Source organism: Leisingera sp. ANG1 (assembly GCF_000203975.2).
In the GTDB taxonomy this organism is placed as follows: Bacteria; Pseudomonadota; Alphaproteobacteria; order Rhodobacterales; family Rhodobacteraceae; genus Leisingera.
Genome location: NZ_AFCF02000008.1, coordinates 563,676 through 580,451 on the forward strand (window position 1 = coordinate 563,676; position 16,776 = coordinate 580,451).

Below are 16,776 nucleotides of genomic sequence, written 5' to 3' on the forward strand. Positions count from 1 at the left end.
GGGGCAATGCGCGGCAATCCGCCATCGCGCGGGGCCGGCGGATTGCCGCCGCTTTGCCGGTTCCATCCGGCAATTTTCCCGTGCTAGGCTCACCTTCAAGGCGCCTGTGCCCCTGTTCGGGTCCAGGCGGATTTTTACGCCCGCTGCCGGAGCAGACATGAATTTTCCTTTCCGCCCCCGCCCCTTGGCGTGCGCTTTAGCCTTCAGCCTTCAGACCCTGCTGCCGCTGCAGGCCAGCGCCGCCGAAGCAACGCTGCAGGCGCCCGGTGCAGATCAGGCCCTGACGGAAAAATTGCGCGGCTCCTCCGCCTCGGTCGCGGCCAGCGGCGAAACCAATGTGCAGGAACTGCTGGCGGCGGCGCTGTCGGATTACCGCACGCTGGTGCAGGTCCTGTATGATGCCGGGCATTTCTCGCCGGTGGTAAGCATCCGCCTGGACGGACGTGAAGCGGCGCAGATCCAGCCATTGAACCCGCCAAGGAGCGTAAAAACGGTGGAAATCACCGTGAGACCCGGCCCGCAGTTTGCCTTTGGCAAGGCGGAGCTGGCACCGTTCCCGCAGAACAGCGATGTGGAGATCCCCGAGGGCTTTGCCCCCGGCAAGCCCGCCGGCACCGGGGTGATCCGCGATGCGGCCATTGCCGGCGTCCGGGCGTGGCGCCGCAGCGGCCATGCCAAGGCGGATGTGGCGGAGCAGAACATCACTGCCAACCACCTGCAGGCGCGGCTGGATGCCCAGCTGCGGCTGGCGCCGGGACCAAAGCTGCGGTTCGGGCAGATGCGGATCACCGGCGACACAGCCGTGAGCCAGGATGCGATCCGCCGCATTGCGGGTTTCCCGGCGGGGGAGGAGTTCCACCCCGATCTGATCTCCAAGTCCGCCACCCGGCTGCGCCGCACCGGCACGTTTTCCAGCGTGGTCCTGCGTGAAGCGGAGCATCCAAATCCGGACGGCACACTGGACTTTGTGGCGCAGGTGGAAGACTTGCCACCGCGCCGCCTGACCTTTGGCGCCGAGGTCAGCTCCTCCGACGGACTGGAGCTGTCGGGCAGCTGGATGCACCGCAACCTGTTCGGCAACGCCGAGAAGCTGCGGATCGAAGCGCGCATCAGCGGCATCGGCAGCAGCAACGACATCGACGGCCGCGTCGCAGTGCGGCTGGACCGGCCCGCGAAACTGGGGCCGGACGACCTGATCTTCTATCTTGCAGAAGCCGAGCGGCTGGACGAGGAGCATTACACCGCCACCCGCGTCTATGGCGCCATCGGCGCGCGGCGGACGTTTTCGGAGACGTTTTATGCTGAAGCCGCGCTGGGCGTGTCCTCCACCCTGGCTGAGGACGTGTTCGGCAAACGCAGGTTCAAATACGTGGCAGGCAGGTTCCGGGCCGAATATGACGCCCGCGACAGCCGGGTGAACCCCACCGACGGCTATTTCCTGCAAGGGACTGCCACGCCTTTCATCGGTTTTGGCGGCAGCAAGTCCGGCTTGCAGATGAAAGGCGACGGGCGCGCCTATTATGGATTGGGCGCTGACGACCGGATCGTGCTGGCAGGCCGCTTGCAGCTGGGCTCTGTGGTCGGCCCATCGCTGAGTGAGGTCTCCCCCACGCTGCTGTTCTTCTCTGGCGGTGCGGGCACCGTGCGCGGGCATGAATACCAGTCGCTGGGCGTGCCAGCGAATGGCGGCACCGCGGGCGGGCGCAGCTTTGCCGCCCTGTCTGCCGAAGTTCGCGGCAAGGTCACTGACAAGATCTCGCTGGTCGGTTTCTACGACCTCGGCTTTGTCGATGCGGACAGTTTCGTCTCCGGTTCATCAGCACGCCATGCAGGCGCGGGCATCGGTGTGCGCTATGATGTGGCCGGGATCGGCCCGATCCGGCTCGACCTTGCCTATCCGGTGGACGGCGGGTCCGAGGACGGGCTGCAATTCTATATCGGGATAGGACAGGCGTTTTGAGACAGGTTCTTGGCTATACGCTCGCATTGGGCCTGACGGCACTGCCTGCTGCGGCGCAGGAAACCACCGAGGAAGATGCTGGCGGGCTGCTGGTCGACTTCCTGGAGGACACCCTGTCCGGCGACAGCCGCTATATCAGCGTATCGGGGCTGGAAGGCGCATTTTCCTCTGAAGCCAAGATCAAGAAGATCACCGTAGCCGACGAGAGAGGCATCTGGCTGACCGTCGAGGGTGCGGTGCTGGACTGGAACCGGCTGGATTTGCTGCGCGGGCGGTTCTCGGTCAATGAGCTTTCGGCGGAGCGCATTGCAGTGGAGCGCGCACCGGAGCCGCTGCCGCCGGACCCGGAGCTGCCGGAGGCAGAGACCACGCCCTTTGCACTGCCGGAATTGCCGGTGGCCATCGAACTGGGCCAGATCAAGGCGGCCCGGATTGAGCTGGGCGAGGACCTGACCGGAACAGCCGCCAGCCTGCGGGTCGAGGGCACGCTGAAACTGGCGGACGGGGCGCTGGACACCAAGCTGGAGGCCGCACGGCTGGACAAGCCCGGCGACCACATCCGGCTGGAAGCGGGATATGCCAATGAAACCCAGCAGATCACCCTGGACCTTTCGGTTGACGAGGCCGCGGGCGGGCTGATCTCGCGCGGGCTGAATCTGCCGGGTAACCCCGACTTGCAGCTGACCGCCAAGGGCAGCGGCCCGGTCACGGATTTCACCGCCGATATCGCTTTCAGCACCAATGGCACCGAACGCCTTGGCGGCCAGGTGGTGCTGGCGGCCCGCCCCTTGCCTGAGGATGCCGCCCCCGAAACCCCGCGCGACATCGGGTTTTCTGCCGACCTGGGCGGCAATATCGACGTGCTGCTGCCGCCGGTGCACCGCCCGTTCTTTGGCCCCGGCCTGCGCCTGAACGTCAAAGGCCTGCGCGAGGGCAGCGGCGCCGTAACGTTGGATACGCTGGTCCTGCGCACCAATGCCCTTCGGATCACCGGCGCCGCAGCGCTGGATGCGGGCGGCAAGCTGGCCACCGCCAACCTGAAGACCGCGATCTCCCCGCCCGCAGGCCAGGCTGCGGTCACGCTGCCAACCAGCGACGGCCAGACCACGCTGGCCAAGGCCGACCTGCAGCTGCAGAAGACGCTCGAAGGCCGCTGGGTGCTGGACGGGGTGCTCAATCAGCTGAGCCATCCAGGCGCGCTGGTGGATACCGCCGAAATTCTGGGCCGCGGCACCTTGGATCAGAGCAGCGGCTTTGCGCTGGAAGGCCGTCTGACGGCCGGCCTCAGCGGCTTTCTGCCGCGCGACCCGGCATTGGCCAAAGCGACCGGCAACGAAATCCGCTTTGAAGGCACGCTCAGCACTGACGGCCCCGGTGCGCTGCATATCACGGACATGGAGCTGCGCGGCAGCGACTACCAGGCCGCAGGCGATGTCGCCTTTGATGGTCTGGAAGAGGGGTTGAAAGTCACCGCAGACCTGACGGCGGGTGCTGCGGATCTTGGCCGTTTTTCCGAGCTGGCGGGCCGCCCGCTGGGCGGTGCGGTTCAGGCCGTGGTCAAGGGATCCTTCATCCCGCTGACCGGCGGGTTCGACACCGATCTTTCAGTGCAGGCGCAGGACTTGTCAGCGGGCATCGCCCAGGCGGATGAGCTGCTGGCAGGCACCACCACCGTCGCCCTTAAGGCGGCGCGGGATGAAAACGGCATTGCCATCGACCGTTTTGCCCTGGCTGGCAGCGCGCTGGAAGCCGCTGCGGCAGGCACGCTCAGCAACCAGTCCGGCCAGCTGGACATCACGGCCCGTCTGAACCGGCTGGAGGTTTTGGTACCGCAAGCGCCCGGCACGCTGGAGCTGGCAACCACCCTCAGCCGCACCGGCGATACCTTCAGCGGCGTGGCGGAGCTGAAGGGGCCGCATACCTCCAGCGCCAAGCTGGACGGGTCGGTGACGCTTGAGGGGGACGCTGATTTCACCTTTGCGGCAGCCTGGAACGAGCTGGAACGCTTTGTGCCGCAGCTCGCGGGCCGGCTCAGCGCCGAAGGCATGGCGGAACGGCGCAGCGGCGAATGGCAGGCAACCGTCCAAGCCGAAGGGCCTGCAGGTATTTCGGTAGAGACCGAAGCCCGCTTCACGGAAAGCAACGGCAGCACCGATCTGAAGTTCGACGCGGTGATGGCTGAGCTGCAGCGGCTGGTGCCAGACCTTCCCGGCCGGCTGGCCGCCACTGGCACCGCAACCCGGCGCGACGGCACCTGGACCGTAGACAGCACCGCCAGCGGCCCGGCCGGCATCGACAGCCGCATCGAGGGCAGCTGGAACGAGGCGAAGGGCACTGCCGATGTGACGGCCAAGGGCACCCTGCGGCTGGAAGGCCTGAACCCTTTCATCTCCCCCAATCTCATGCAGGGGCCTGCGAATTTCGACATGGCGCTGCGCGGGGTTCCGGCGCTGGACGGGGTCAGCGGCACCATCTCCGTGCCAAGCGCGTCGCTTGCCATCCCGGCCGCGGCGCAGCGGGTGGACGATATCAACGCCACGGTCTCCATTGCCCGCTCCAATGCGCAAGTGCAAGTCTCGGCCCGCCCGCGCGACGGCGGCACGGTGCAGATCAGCGGCCCGGTCGGGCTGCTGCCGCCATTCAACGGAAACCTGCAGATCGCGATTGGCGACGTGGTGGTGACAGACCACCTGTCCTATGAGTCCCTGCTGAACGGCAGCCTGGCGATGTCTGGCGCCATGGCGGGCAGCAACCGGATTGCAGGCCAAATCAACGTGGGCGAGACCAGCATCAACCTGAATACCGCAGGCGGCTCTGTATCCTCTGCGCCGATCCCGCCGATCCGTCATGTGGGCGCACCGCAAGAGGTGCGCCGGACCCTTGCCCGCGCCGGGCTGACCGGCAGCGGCAGCAGCGGGGCGGGCGGCTCCGGCAGAACAGACCTGGACATCATGATCAGCGCCCCATCGCGGATCTTTGCCCGCGGCCGCGGGTTGCGCTCGGAGCTGGGCGGCCAGATCCATCTGCGCGGCACCACCGCGCGGCCCTCCCCCTCCGGCCAGATCAGCCTGATCCGCGGCACCTTCGATATCCTCGGCCGGCGGCTGGAGCTGGACGAGGGCCGCATTACCCTCTTGGGCGACCTGAAACCCTATCTGGAGTTCAAATCCACCGCCGCCACCGAACAGGGCACCGCGACGCTGGAAATTTCCGGCCGGGTCGACGCGCCGGAGATCAAGGTGACCTCCGACCCGCCCCGGCCCAGTGAAGAGGCCTTGGCACTGCTGCTGTTCGGCGACAACATCGGAGATATTTCACCGCTGGCGCTGGCGCGGCTGGCGGGCTCTGCCCTGACCCTCAGCGGGCGCGGCGGCGGCGCCCAGAGCAAGGTGCGGCAAGCCACCGGAGCAGATGACGTCGACATCGGCACCGACAACCTGGGCGCAGGACAGCTGGGGCTGGGCGGCTATGTGGCGGAGAACGTCTATACTGATTTCAACGTCAACACCCAGGGCGACAGTGAACTGAGCATCAACCTGGACGTCACCAAAAGCCTGACGGTTCAAGGCACTGTGGACAGCGAAGGGGAAACCGGCGTCGGCCTTTTCTTCAAACGGGACTACTGACAGGCAGGGCTTGCAGCGGAGGGAATATGCCGGCAAGCTGCAAGCAGAATTCCGGGCAACCGCAGATTGGGGACGCTGTGGGAAGAACACTCACCCAGAAACTGGCGGACCGCGCCAGCCGCATGGCACACAGGGTCAGATTCCGCGCCTCGCTGCGCCATCTGCACGGGCCGGCGGGGTGTTTTGCTGCGCCGGACCAGGTGGTTCTGATCGCCCTCGTGCGCGACGGCGCCTATTACCTGGATGTGTTCTTTGACCACTACCGGCGGCTTGGTGTCTCGGCGTTTGTGTTTTTTGACAACGGCTCTGCTGACGGCACAATCGAACGGATCCGGCAGGAGCCGGATACTGCGGTGCTGCAGTCCCCCCTGCCCTGGCTGGAGTTTGAAAACACCTTTCGCGCCTATGCAGCGGAACGCTATGGCCAGGATCGCTGGTGCCTGTTTGCCGACATGGATGAGCTGTTCGATTTCGAAGGCAGCGAAACCGCCGGGCTGGCCGGGCTGACCCGCTACCTGGCGCAGCAAGGGTACACGGCTCTGCAGGCCGAAATGCTGGAAATGTTCCCCAAAGGCCCGCTGTCCGCGGCGCGCGGACTGTCTTACGCCGAAGCGGTGCAGAGCTTCCGGTATTCTGACATCAGCACGGTGCGGGCGGTGGATTATACCTCCGGCGACACCGGCTTTGCCTATTACCTGCGCCAGAACACCCTGCCGCCCGGCGGCGCGCAGATGCTGTTCGGCGGTGTGCGCGGCAAGGTGTTTGGCGAGAACTGCTGCCTCAGCAAGCACCCGCTGGTGTTCAACGGGCCTGGCGTCCAGGCAGCAGCGCATCCGCATGCCTCGTCAGGTGTGCGGGTGGCAGATCTGGAAGGCCTGATCCGCCACTACAAATTTGCCGGCGACAGTCTGGCGCGGGATCTGCAGAGCCAGGCGGAGGCCGTGTCGGAACACGGCGAGGACCGCCAGCGCAGCAGCGCAATGCAGACGCAGCCGGACCTGAGCCTGTGGTCTTCGGACGCGGTAGAGGGCGCGGGGATTTCAGAGCTGCAGCGCCGGGGCTTCCTGCGCAGCTCGCCCGCGTACCGGGCTTTTCTTGCCGGAGAGGCCGCATGAGCGCGGCCGCCATCGCCGCGGTTGTCATCGGCCGCAACGAAGGAGAGCGGCTGATCCGCTGCCTGCAATCCCTGCGAGGCCAGGTGCAGCAGCTGATCTATGTCGACAGCGGCTCCACGGATGGGTCCGCAGCTGCCGCGCGGGATATGGGTGCGGAAGTGGTGGCCCTGGACCTCAGCCAGCCCTTCACAGCCGCCCGCGCCCGCAACGCCGGGCTGGCGGTGCTGGAGACCGGGATCGAGTTTGTGCAATTCGTGGATGGCGATTGCGAGGTGAACCCGGACTGGATCGCCACCGCCGCGGATTTCATGCAGGCAAATCCCAAGGCAGCGGTGGCCTGCGGACGGCGACGGGAGCGGTTCCCGGAGATGTCCGTCTACAACCGGCTGTGTGATGCGGAATGGGACACGCCCGTTGGCGAGGCCAAGGCCTGCGGTGGCGACGCGCTGATGCGGGTGGCGGCGGTCTATACCGCGGGCGGCTACCGCGATGGGCTGATCGCCGGGGAGGAGCCGGAACTGTGCCTGCGGCTGCGCCGGGCGGGCTGGCAGGTCTGGCGGCTGGACGCTGAGATGACCCTGCATGATGCGCAGATGCTGCGGTTCACCCAATGGTGGAACCGCAGCCGCCGCGCAGGCCATGCCTTTGCCGAAGGCGCCGCATTGCATGGCGCCGGGCCGGACCGGCACTGGGTGGCAGAGACCCGGCGCGCCCTCCTGTGGGGCGCCATCCTGCCAGCAGCCATCGTGATGGCCGGGCTGCTCCGCCCTGCTCTGCTGCTGGCGGCACTGATCTACCCCGCCCAGGTGCTGCGCCTGTCCCGCCGCATGGGGTTTGAACAGGCTCTGTTTTCGGTGCTCGGAAAATTCGCTGAGGCTGCGGGCGCGCTGGAGTTTTACTGGCGCCGCTGGCGCGGTTCTGCGCGCGGCATACTAGAATACAAGTAGCCCGCCGTCAGCGCGCCCGGATGCGACAGGCCTTAAGTGTCAGCCCGGGCAGAATTGCCAGGCATTTGGCATAACGCGGCAGCAGCCGCGTGGGGCTCGACAGGGCCCGCCAAAGCCATTCCATCGCCATGGCGCGGACCCAGGCGGGCGCGCGTTTCTGATGGCCGCCAAGGAAGTCCAGCCCGGCACCGACAGAGGCGAAGCCTGCCGCGGGCGACAGTTTGCGGCCGCGCTGGGCAAACCGCTCCTGCTTGGGCGCACCCAGCGCCAGGAAACACAGGCAGGGGCCGGTTTCATCCAGCCGGTGCAGGATCTGATCTGCCTCCTCCCCTTCCGGATCGAAGCGGCCGGAAGGGGCGTGGGTCCAGGCCACCTGCAGCCCCGGCACCGCCTCCGTCAGCGCATTTTCAGCGTCCTGCAACGCCTCTTCCGTGCTGCCCGCCAGCACCACCGGCACCTTGGCCTCAGCCGCCAGGCGGCAGAGCGGCAGCACCATGTCGGAGCCTGGCATCAGAGCCACCGGGCGGCGGGCAAGGCGGGACAGCCAGACGATGGGGCGCCCGTCCGCCACCACCAGATCCTGCGCCTGATAGGCTGACAGGAACGTCTCCGACGCCTCCATCTTGACCAGGTGATCCAGGTTCACCGTTGCCAGCGCAAAGCCTTGGCCCGCCTTGAAACGGGCGAGAATTTCTGCCTCTAGCATCGCACGCGCAGGAATGTTCACCGCAACCCGGCGGCCGTGGATTTCAAAAAACATGGGCGTCCCCGGTTCACTTCCGCCCATCTGATACCGCCGCCACCGTCGGCAGACCAGAACCAATGCGCAAGCCGGTCCTGCGCCGTGGCAAAGCTGCATCCTGTTAACCCGATATTGCAAATCCGCGCGACATCGCCGCCCGCAGCGGGTAAAGTTTGACGCAAATACCGGGGAATTGAGGGGGCACGGGGCTTTGCCCAACGCTTTGGCCTATCTGATGCTGCTGGCCTGGCCGCTGGCCAGCCTGATCCTGTTCCGGCGCCTGCCGCTGGAACGGGCGATCCTTTGGTGCATCATCGCGGGCTATCTTCTGCTGCCGCCGCTGGCCGAGTTCGACCTGCCGCTGGTGCCGGACATGGACAAGTTCGCGATCCCCTCGGTGATGGCCTTTGTGCTGTGTGCCTTCCTGCTGCGCAGGCCGGTGCCGCTCTTGCCGCGGCATCCGGCGGTGCGGCTGCTGGTGCTGCTGTTTGTCTTTGGGGTCATCCCCACCGTGCTAAGCAACGGTGAGCCGATCCTGTTCCGCAAAATCGCCAATTCCGACCCGATCATCTTCCTGACCGATCAGCTGCCGGGCCTGCGCTGGCGCGACCTGGGTTCGGTGATCATCAATCAGGTGATCGTGCTGATCCCTTTCCTGCTGGCGCGCCGGTACCTGTCCACGCCAGAGGCCCAGCGCGAGCTGCTGCTGGCGCTGATGACCGGCGGCCTCGCCTATACCATTCCGTCGCTGATCGAGATCCGCTTCAGCCCGCAGATCAACGTCTGGATCTACGGATTCTTCCAGCATGACTTCAGCCAGATGATGCGCCAGGGCGGCTTCCGTCCCATCGTGTTCCTGCCCCATGCGCTGTGGCTGGCGTTTTTTATGCTGTCGGCGCTGCTGGCGGCCACCGCGCTTGCCCGTGCCACCAAGGGCGGGGACCGTGTCCGGCTGGCGCTGGCCGCAGGCTACCTGTTTGCCGTGCTGGTTTTGTGTAAAAGCCTCGCCTCGCTGGCCTATGCGCTGGCCTTTGTGCCGGTGGTGGCACTGGCGCCGCTGCGCTGGCAGCTGCGGGCGGCCCTGCTGCTGGCGCTGATTGCCGTGGTCTATCCGATGCTGCGCAACGCCGGGCTGGTGCCAACAGAGGAATTGGTGGCCCAGGCAAGCACGATCAGCGCCGAACGGGCACATTCGCTGAACTACCGTTTTGAAAACGAAGCCCAGATGCTGGCGCGCGCCGCCGAAAAGCCCTGGTTCGGCTGGGGCGGCTGGGGCCGCAACCTGGTGCGGCACGAAGAAACCGGGCAGATCCTGTCGATCCCGGACGGCCGCTGGATCATCGTGTTCGGCACTTTCGGCTGGTTGGGCTATATCGCCGAGATGGGCCTGCTGGCGTCCCCGCTGGTGCTGCTGGCCCATGCCGCGGCCCGGGCGCCCCGGGGCAGTGTTTCGCCCTATGCGGCCCCGATTGCGCTGATTCTGGCAGCCACCATGGTGGATATGCTGCTGAATGCCACGCTGATCCCGATCACCTGGATGTGCGCCGGATCGGTTCTGGGCTACGCCGAGAGATTGCTCTACCCGGGCTTGTTCCAGAAGAAACCCGCACTATTTGGCGGGGCGCAGGCGCTTTTGCCTGACACCGCCGGGGCTAAGCAGCGCAGCATCCTGTGATGCCGCAATCTTTCCGCTTTTCCGGCCGAAATTGACACAATGCGTCCATAGGACAGCCGCATGGATTGACGAAAGTAAATTTGAGTTCACCCGGCCCCGCGGAACAGATGGGGATCCAAGCCGCCAGGCCGGGACAGCAGCCGGGGAGAACCCCGGCACCCGAAAATAAACCCGTCCGGCGGGCCCTGCCATCTTCGCAAAGCGGATTGGCTGCGGCGTGCCGGGCTGTTTGCGAAAGGCCAGTGGGGTCAGGTATTGACGATGCAGGATCGGACATCCGCAGCGGGGCGCGCCGCCGGGAATAATGCAGGTGATATTGCCATTGTCGGCCTGTCGGTAACTGTGCCCGGCGCCGGTTCTGCTGAGGCGTTTTGGCAGAACCTGCGCGCTGGCATCGAGTCGATTGAGGTTCTGGACCGCGAGACGCTGCTGAAAAACGGCGAGCGCGCCTCTGTCCTGGCGGACCCGAATTATGTCCCTGCCTCGGCCCAGCTGCAGGGATTTGACGAGTTCGACGCGGAATTCTTTGGCTTCAGCCCGAAAGAGGCCGCCATCCTTGATCCCCAGCACCGCAAATTCCTCGAGGTCGCCTGGGGCGCGATGGAAAACGCAGGCCATCCGCCCGAAAGCATCAATGGCCCCATCGGTGTCTACGCGGGCTGCGGCATGGGCAGCTATTTCTATTTCAACATCTGCTCCAACCTGGGTCTGGTCGATGACGTGGGCATGTTCCTGCTGCGCCACACCGGCAACGACAAGGATTTCCTGTCGACCCGCGTCAGCCATGTGTTCGACTTGAAAGGACCGTCGGTCAACGTGCAGACCGCCTGCTCCACCTCGCTAGTAGCGGTGCATTACGCCTGCAAGGCCTTGCGCGAGGGCGAGTGCGACATGGCACTGGCGGGCGGCGTCACCATCGAACTGCCGCAGGGGCGTGGCTATCTCTACAAGGAAAACGAGATCCTGTCGCCCGACGGCCATTGCCACGCCTTCGACCACCGGGCGCAAGGGACTGTGTTTGGCTCCGGCGCAGGTGCAGTGGTGCTGAGGAGGCTGGAGGATGCGATAGCCGACGGCGACCACATCTGGGCTGTCATTAAGGGTTCTGCCATCAATAACGACGGCGCGGACAAGGCAGGCTATCTCGCGCCTTCCGTCGGCGGCCAGTCGGCAGCGGTGCAAAAGGCACTGGTGGCCGCGGGCACCCCGGCGGACACCATCGACTATGTGGAATGCCACGGCACCGGCACCTATCTGGGCGACCCCATCGAAGTCTCTGCCCTGACTGACGCCTACCGGGCCACGACCCAGGACAGCGGCTTTTGCCGCATCGGCTCGGTCAAGACCAACATCGGTCATCTGGACACCGCGGCGGGTGTTGCCAGCCTCACCAAGACGGCGCTGGCGCTGCATCACAAGGAAATCCCGCCCTCGCTGGGATTTGAAGCCCCGAACCCGGCGATTGATTTTGAGACCTCGCCATTCCGCGTGAACGCGGAGCTCACCCCGTGGACTCCGCACAAGGGGCCGCGGCGTGCCGGTATCAACTCGCTGGGCGTGGGCGGCACCAATGCGCATGTGATCCTGGAGGAAGCGCCGGCGCGCGCGGCCTCGGAAGAAAGTGATTTTCCGTTCCAGATCCTCTGCGTGTCCGGCCAGTCCAAGGCGGCGCTGGACGCCAATACGCAAACGCTGGCTGAGTACCTGAAGACAAACCCGGAGGCCGATCTGGCCGATGTGGCCTATACCCTCAAGGAAGGCCGCCGCGGCTTTGCCAAGCGCCGGGTGCTGGTGGCAGAGACCGCCTCCGAAGCCATTGACCTGATTGAGGAAAACGACCCCCGCAAGGTCTTCACCCACGACCGGCTGGGCGGCAGCCCCGAGGTGGTGTTCATGTTCCCCGGCGGCGGCGCGCAATATGCGGGCATGGCGCGTGACCTTTACGAAACTGAGCCAGTCTTTGCTGACTGGATGGACCGCGGACTGGAGCATCTGCAACAGAGCCTCGACTACGATATCCGCGCGATCTGGCTGCCGGAGGACGGTGAGGAGGACGCCGCCAATGCCAAGCTCCAGCAGCCCTCGGTGCAGCTGCCGCTGATCATGATCGTGGAATACGCGCTGGCGCAGTTGTGGGTCAGCTGGGGCGTGCAACCTGCCGCACTGGTCGGCCACTCGATGGGCGAGAACACCGCCGCCTGCCTGGCCGGCGTCATCTCCTTTGAGGACTGCATTGATCTGGTCCTCTTGCGCGGACGGCTGTTCGACACCGTGCCTGCGGGCGGGATGCTGTCGATTGCCCTGCCCCTGGCTGAGGTTGAGGCCATCATTGGCGATGATCTGGATATCGCCAGCGTCAACGCGCCGTCGCTCACTGCTGTTTCCGGCCCGCAGGAGGCGCTGGACAGGCTGTCAGCCGACCTGACTGCCCGCGAGGTAGAACACCAGCGCATCCCCATCGACATCGCCGCCCACTCGCGGATGCTGGACGGCATACTGCAGGAATACGGCGATTTCATCCGTAAGCTGACCCTGTCGGCACCCGGTCTGCCGGTGATTTCGAACCGCACCGGCGCTGCCCTGACCGCGGAACAGGCCACCAGCGCCGATTACTGGGTCGGCCAGCTGCGCAATACCGTGCGCTATGCCGACTGCGTCGAAACCCTAGCCAAGACCCCGGACCGGGTGTTCCTGGAGGTCGGCCCCGGCAAGGCCCTCAGCGCCTTGGCGCAGATGTCGCCTGCGGTGAAACAGGGCCAAGTGCTCAGCACGCTGCGCCACCCGGATCACCAGGTGATGGACGACAGCTATTTCTTCGGCGTCATCGGCCGGCTTTGGGCCTGCGGGGTGGAGGCCGACTGGCCGCAGATTTGGGGCGACGCGCGCCGCAACCGCTTGCCCCTGCCCGGCTATGCCTTCCAGCGCAGCCGCTATTTCATCGAGCCCGGCAAACCGGCAATCGAAGAAGAGGCCCAGACCCCGGCGCGCCATGACGATCTGAGCAAATGGGGCTACCGCCCGGCCTGGCGCCAGCGGCTGGCAGATTGCGCGCTGGATGTCGCGCAAGAGCTGGCGCAGGAACCGCACAACTGGCTGATTTTCGAGGACGAATCCGGCCACGCCGCCCGCACTGCCGAAAGCCTGGAGGCCGCGGGCCACAGCGTTGTGCGCGTCCGCGCAGGCGACACCTATGCGCAGCTTTCACCCGCTTCCTATATCCTGCCGCCGGAACAGGGGCGTGCCGCCTATGGCGCGCTGCTGGCTGATCTGGCAGAGGCCGGGCTGCTGCCGGACCGCATCGCGCATTTCTGGCTGGTGACGGAGCGAGAGAGCTTCCGCCCCGGCTCCTCCTTCTTTGATCGCAACCTTGAGATGGGCTTCCATTCCCTGACCGCACTGGCGCAGGAGCTGGGCAATACCGATCTGCCCGGTCCAGCGCATCTGACGGTCTTTACCACCGGTGCCGCGCAGGTCCGCGGCGAGGCGCTGCCCTACCCGGAAAAGGCCATGATCGCAGGCCCCCTGGGCGTGATCCCGCGCGAGCTGCCGGGGCTGACCTGCTCGGCTGTGGACATTGAACTGCCGCAGGCGCCGCAAGGCCTGTTTGCCCGCCGCAATCCGGCGCAGGCCGGTATCACCTCCCGCTTGCTGGAAGAGCTGATGGCAGAGCCGGCCAGCAGCACCGCCGCCTGGCGCGGCGAAAAACGCTATGAGCTGAGCTGGCGCCCGCGGCCGCTGCCCGCGCCGGAAACGCCTCCTTTCAAACAGGGCGGCCACTACGTGATCACCGGCGGCTATGGCGGCATCGGCCTGACCATCGCAGGCCACCTGATGCGCGGCTACGCCGCCAAGGTCTCGCTGATCTCCCGCGACGGGCTGCCGCCGCGCGAGACCTGGGAGCGGTATCTGGCCAGCCACAGCCCGGCCAACCGTACCGCCCAGCGCATCCGCGCAGTGATGGCGCTGGAGGCGGGTAGCAAGGGTGCAGTACTACCGCTGGCCGCCGACGTCTGCAACAGCGGCGACCTGCGTGCAGCGCGGGAGCAGGCCGAGACGGCCTTTGGCCCCGTCACCGGGGTGATCCACGGTGCCGGCGTTATCAGTGATGGCCCGCTGCTGGCCAAGGACGAGGACCAGATCGCCCAGGTTCTGGCTCCCAAGGTCAGCGGGCTGCGGGCGCTGGATGCAGTATTCCCGGACGGCAGTCTGGAGCTGATGGTGCTGTTCTCCTCCTCCTCCACCGTGACCCGGCCTGCGGGGCAGGTGGATTACATCGCCGCCAACGAATACCTCAACGCCTGGGCCAAGCACCGCGCAGGCGGGCAGACCCGTGTGATCGCGGTGGACTGGGGCGTCTGGGCCGACACCGGCATGGCCGCTGACGCCATGGCGGGCCGCAACGCAAACGCAGGCGCCAGCACGCCCGAGCCCTGCCCGCAGCCGCTGCTGCTGCAGCAGGCTTTCGATGCCGCCGGAAACCGCATCTTCACCCCCGGCTTCAGAACCGCGGACTGGCTGCTGGATGAGCACCGCACCAAGGATGGCACCGCGCTGGTGCCCGGCACCGGCTATATCGAAATGGCCGCCGAGGCGCTGGCCGCCATCGGCGTGGAAGGCCCCTTCGAGATCCGGGACCTCTACTTCCTGCGCCCGCTGATCGCCGGCGAAGACAGCCCGCGGGGTGCGCTGGTAAAGTTAGAAGCTAATGAAAATGGTTATGAACTGTTTGTTTACTCGAGATTTACAAATGGTTACCGTCTGAATTGTCAGGCTTTGCTGGCCTTAGCGGCGGCGGCAGAACGCCCCGCCCCCCTCCCCCTCCAGACGATTTTCACCCGATGCCCGGAGGAGCAGGCGCCTGTGCGCGGGCGCCTGCGATCCCCGCAGGAGGCGCATCTGAACTTCGGGCCGCGCTGGCATGTTCTGGACCGCGCCGCACTGGGGGACGGCGAAGGCATTGCCGCCCTGTCGCTGCCGGATGCGGCGGCGGCTGACGGCTGCCTGCTGCACCCGGGCCTGATGGATCTGGCAACCGGCTGGGCCATGAACCTGATCCCCGGATATGAAGGCACCGCGCTGTGGGTGCCGGTGTCCTACGGGACCATCCGGGTCTTTGCGCCGCTGACACCGCAGGTCTTCAGCCATGTTCGCCTCTCCGAGGGCTCCGGCGGCGGCTCAGCGGCCTTCGATGTGACTCTGACCGGCCCGGACGGCACTGTGCTGGTCGAAATCGAGGGTTTCCGGATGCAACGCCTGGCGGGCGGGTTTGATGCGGCAGCGGAGCAGGGTGAAGCAGATGCCACCGCCGCCCAGCTGGGGCTGGAACCCGCCAGCAGCCCGCAGCCGCTATCGCCTGAGGAACGCCGTCTGCAGCTGAACATCTCCAATGGCATCAAGGCAGAGGACGGCGGCGAGGCCCTTGCCCGCGCCGTGGCCTCTGGCCTGCCGCAGGTGGTGGTTTCTTCGCTGGACCTGCCCGCGCTGATTGCCCAGGCAGACCAGAGCACACCGGCCGAGACCGAGGCCCAGACATTCGACCGCCCGCAGCTCGACACCGATTACGTGGCACCGCGCAACCCGGTGGAGGAGCAGCTGGCCAAGCTGTTTGCCTCCCTCCTGGGCGTCAGCCAGGTCGGGATCGAGGACAGCTTCTTTGACCTTGGCGGCCATTCCCTGATTGCGGTCCGGCTGTTCGCACAGGTCAAACGGGCCTTTGGCGTGGAATTCCCGCTGTCGGTGCTGTTTGAAGCGCCCAGCGTCGCCGCCCTGGCAGAGCGGATCATCGAACGCACTGGCGGCGGTGTTGCCGAGGAACCGGGCAGCGAACCGCAAGCGGCGGAAGATAAACCGAAATTCACCCATCTGGTGCAGTTGCATCCGGGCGATGGCACCGGGCGGCGGCCCTTCTTCCTGGTCGCGGGAATGTTCGGCAACGTGCTGAACCTGCGGCATCTGGCGCTGCTGGTGGGCAAGGACCGCCCGGTCTACGGCCTGCAGGCCAAGGGGCTTGTGGGCAATGATGCACCGCACGACAGGATTGAGGACGCCGCCCGCAGTTGCCTGAGCGAAATCCGCCAGATCCAGCCCGAGGGCCCTTATCTGCTGGGCGGCTTCTCCGGCGGCGGCATCACTGCCTATGAGATGGCGCAACAGCTGAAGGATCAGGGCCAGGACACCGCGGCGCTGATCCTGCTGGACACGCCGCTGCCGGTGCGCCCGGTCCTGAACCGGCAGGACAAGGCGCTGATCAAGCTGGCCGAGCTGCGCAGCAAGGGGATAGGCTACCTTGGCGAATGGGCCAGGAACCGCATTGCCTGGGAGTTCGAAAAGCGCCGCGCCAAACCGGCGGAAACCGGCGCCCAGCCGGAGTTCAACAACCGCAAGATCGAACTGGCCTTCCGCGCCGCGGTCGAAACCTACGGCCTGCAGCCATGGCACGGCCCGCTGACCCTGTTCCGCCCGCCGCTCGACCGCAAATGGCAGGTCTCGGGCGGCAATTGGGTCAGCAGCGAGCGCGAATACGTGTTTGCCGACAACGACTGGACCCGCATGGCGCCCGCCGTTGAGGTCGAAGAGGTGCCGGGCGACCATGACAGCATGGTGCTGGTGCCGAACGTCAGCGTGCTGGCGGCAGGCGTCAAGGCGCGGCTCGACGCAGCGGACCGGGCAGCGGCCTCCGCCCCGCCGCGCACGGTCCGGGCGGCGGAGTGA

The 16,776-nt window shown here is 66.3% G+C and carries 7 protein-coding genes; 6 read left to right on the forward strand and 1 reads right to left on the reverse strand.

Features of this window, described 5'->3' with window-relative positions; translation table 11 throughout:
• The first annotated feature begins 157 nt into the window (after positions 1-157).
• The 4 genes from GC1_RS15375 (at position 158) to GC1_RS15390 (ending at position 7,648) form a co-directional block, all read left to right on the forward strand.
• The gene (locus GC1_RS15375; RefSeq protein ID WP_019298137.1) at positions 158-1,960 is read left to right on the forward strand and encodes an autotransporter assembly complex protein TamA; all 1,803 of its coding nucleotides are present in this window, start codon (positions 158-160) and stop codon (positions 1,958-1,960) included.
• Positions 1,957-5,586 (forward strand): translocation/assembly module TamB domain-containing protein, encoded by a 3,630-nt coding sequence (locus GC1_RS15380; RefSeq protein ID WP_029205024.1) that lies wholly within the window; start codon positions 1,957-1,959, stop codon positions 5,584-5,586. The genes GC1_RS15375 and GC1_RS15380 overlap by 4 nt, the downstream gene beginning before the upstream one ends.
• Before the next feature lie 77 nt (positions 5,587-5,663).
• Positions 5,664-6,701: a glycosyltransferase family 2 protein gene (locus tag GC1_RS15385; protein WP_237754605.1), complete on the forward strand. Its 1,038-nt coding sequence runs from the start codon at positions 5,664-5,666 to the stop codon at positions 6,699-6,701.
• Positions 6,698-7,648 carry a glycosyltransferase gene (locus tag GC1_RS15390; RefSeq protein ID WP_019298140.1) on the forward strand — a complete coding sequence of 317 codons (951 nt, stop codon included), beginning with the start codon at positions 6,698-6,700 and terminating at the stop codon, positions 7,646-7,648. Before GC1_RS15385 ends, GC1_RS15390 begins: the two co-directional genes overlap by 4 nt.
• Before the next feature lie 7 nt (positions 7,649-7,655).
• Here GC1_RS15390 and GC1_RS15395 read toward each other — a convergent pair whose 3' ends face one another.
• Positions 7,656-8,408: a WecB/TagA/CpsF family glycosyltransferase gene (locus GC1_RS15395; protein WP_019298141.1), complete on the reverse strand. Its 753-nt coding sequence runs from the start codon at positions 8,406-8,408 to the stop codon at positions 7,656-7,658.
• 193 nt (positions 8,409-8,601) lie between these two features.
• On the opposite strand from GC1_RS15395, the gene GC1_RS15400 reads away from it, so the two are divergent.
• Complete coding sequence (locus tag GC1_RS15400; protein WP_019298142.1) at positions 8,602-10,065, forward strand: membrane protein; 1,464 nt, start codon at positions 8,602-8,604, stop codon at positions 10,063-10,065.
• 261 nt (positions 10,066-10,326) lie between these two features.
• Positions 10,327-16,776: a type I polyketide synthase gene (locus GC1_RS15405; RefSeq protein WP_019298143.1), complete on the forward strand. Its 6,450-nt coding sequence runs from the start codon at positions 10,327-10,329 to the stop codon at positions 16,774-16,776.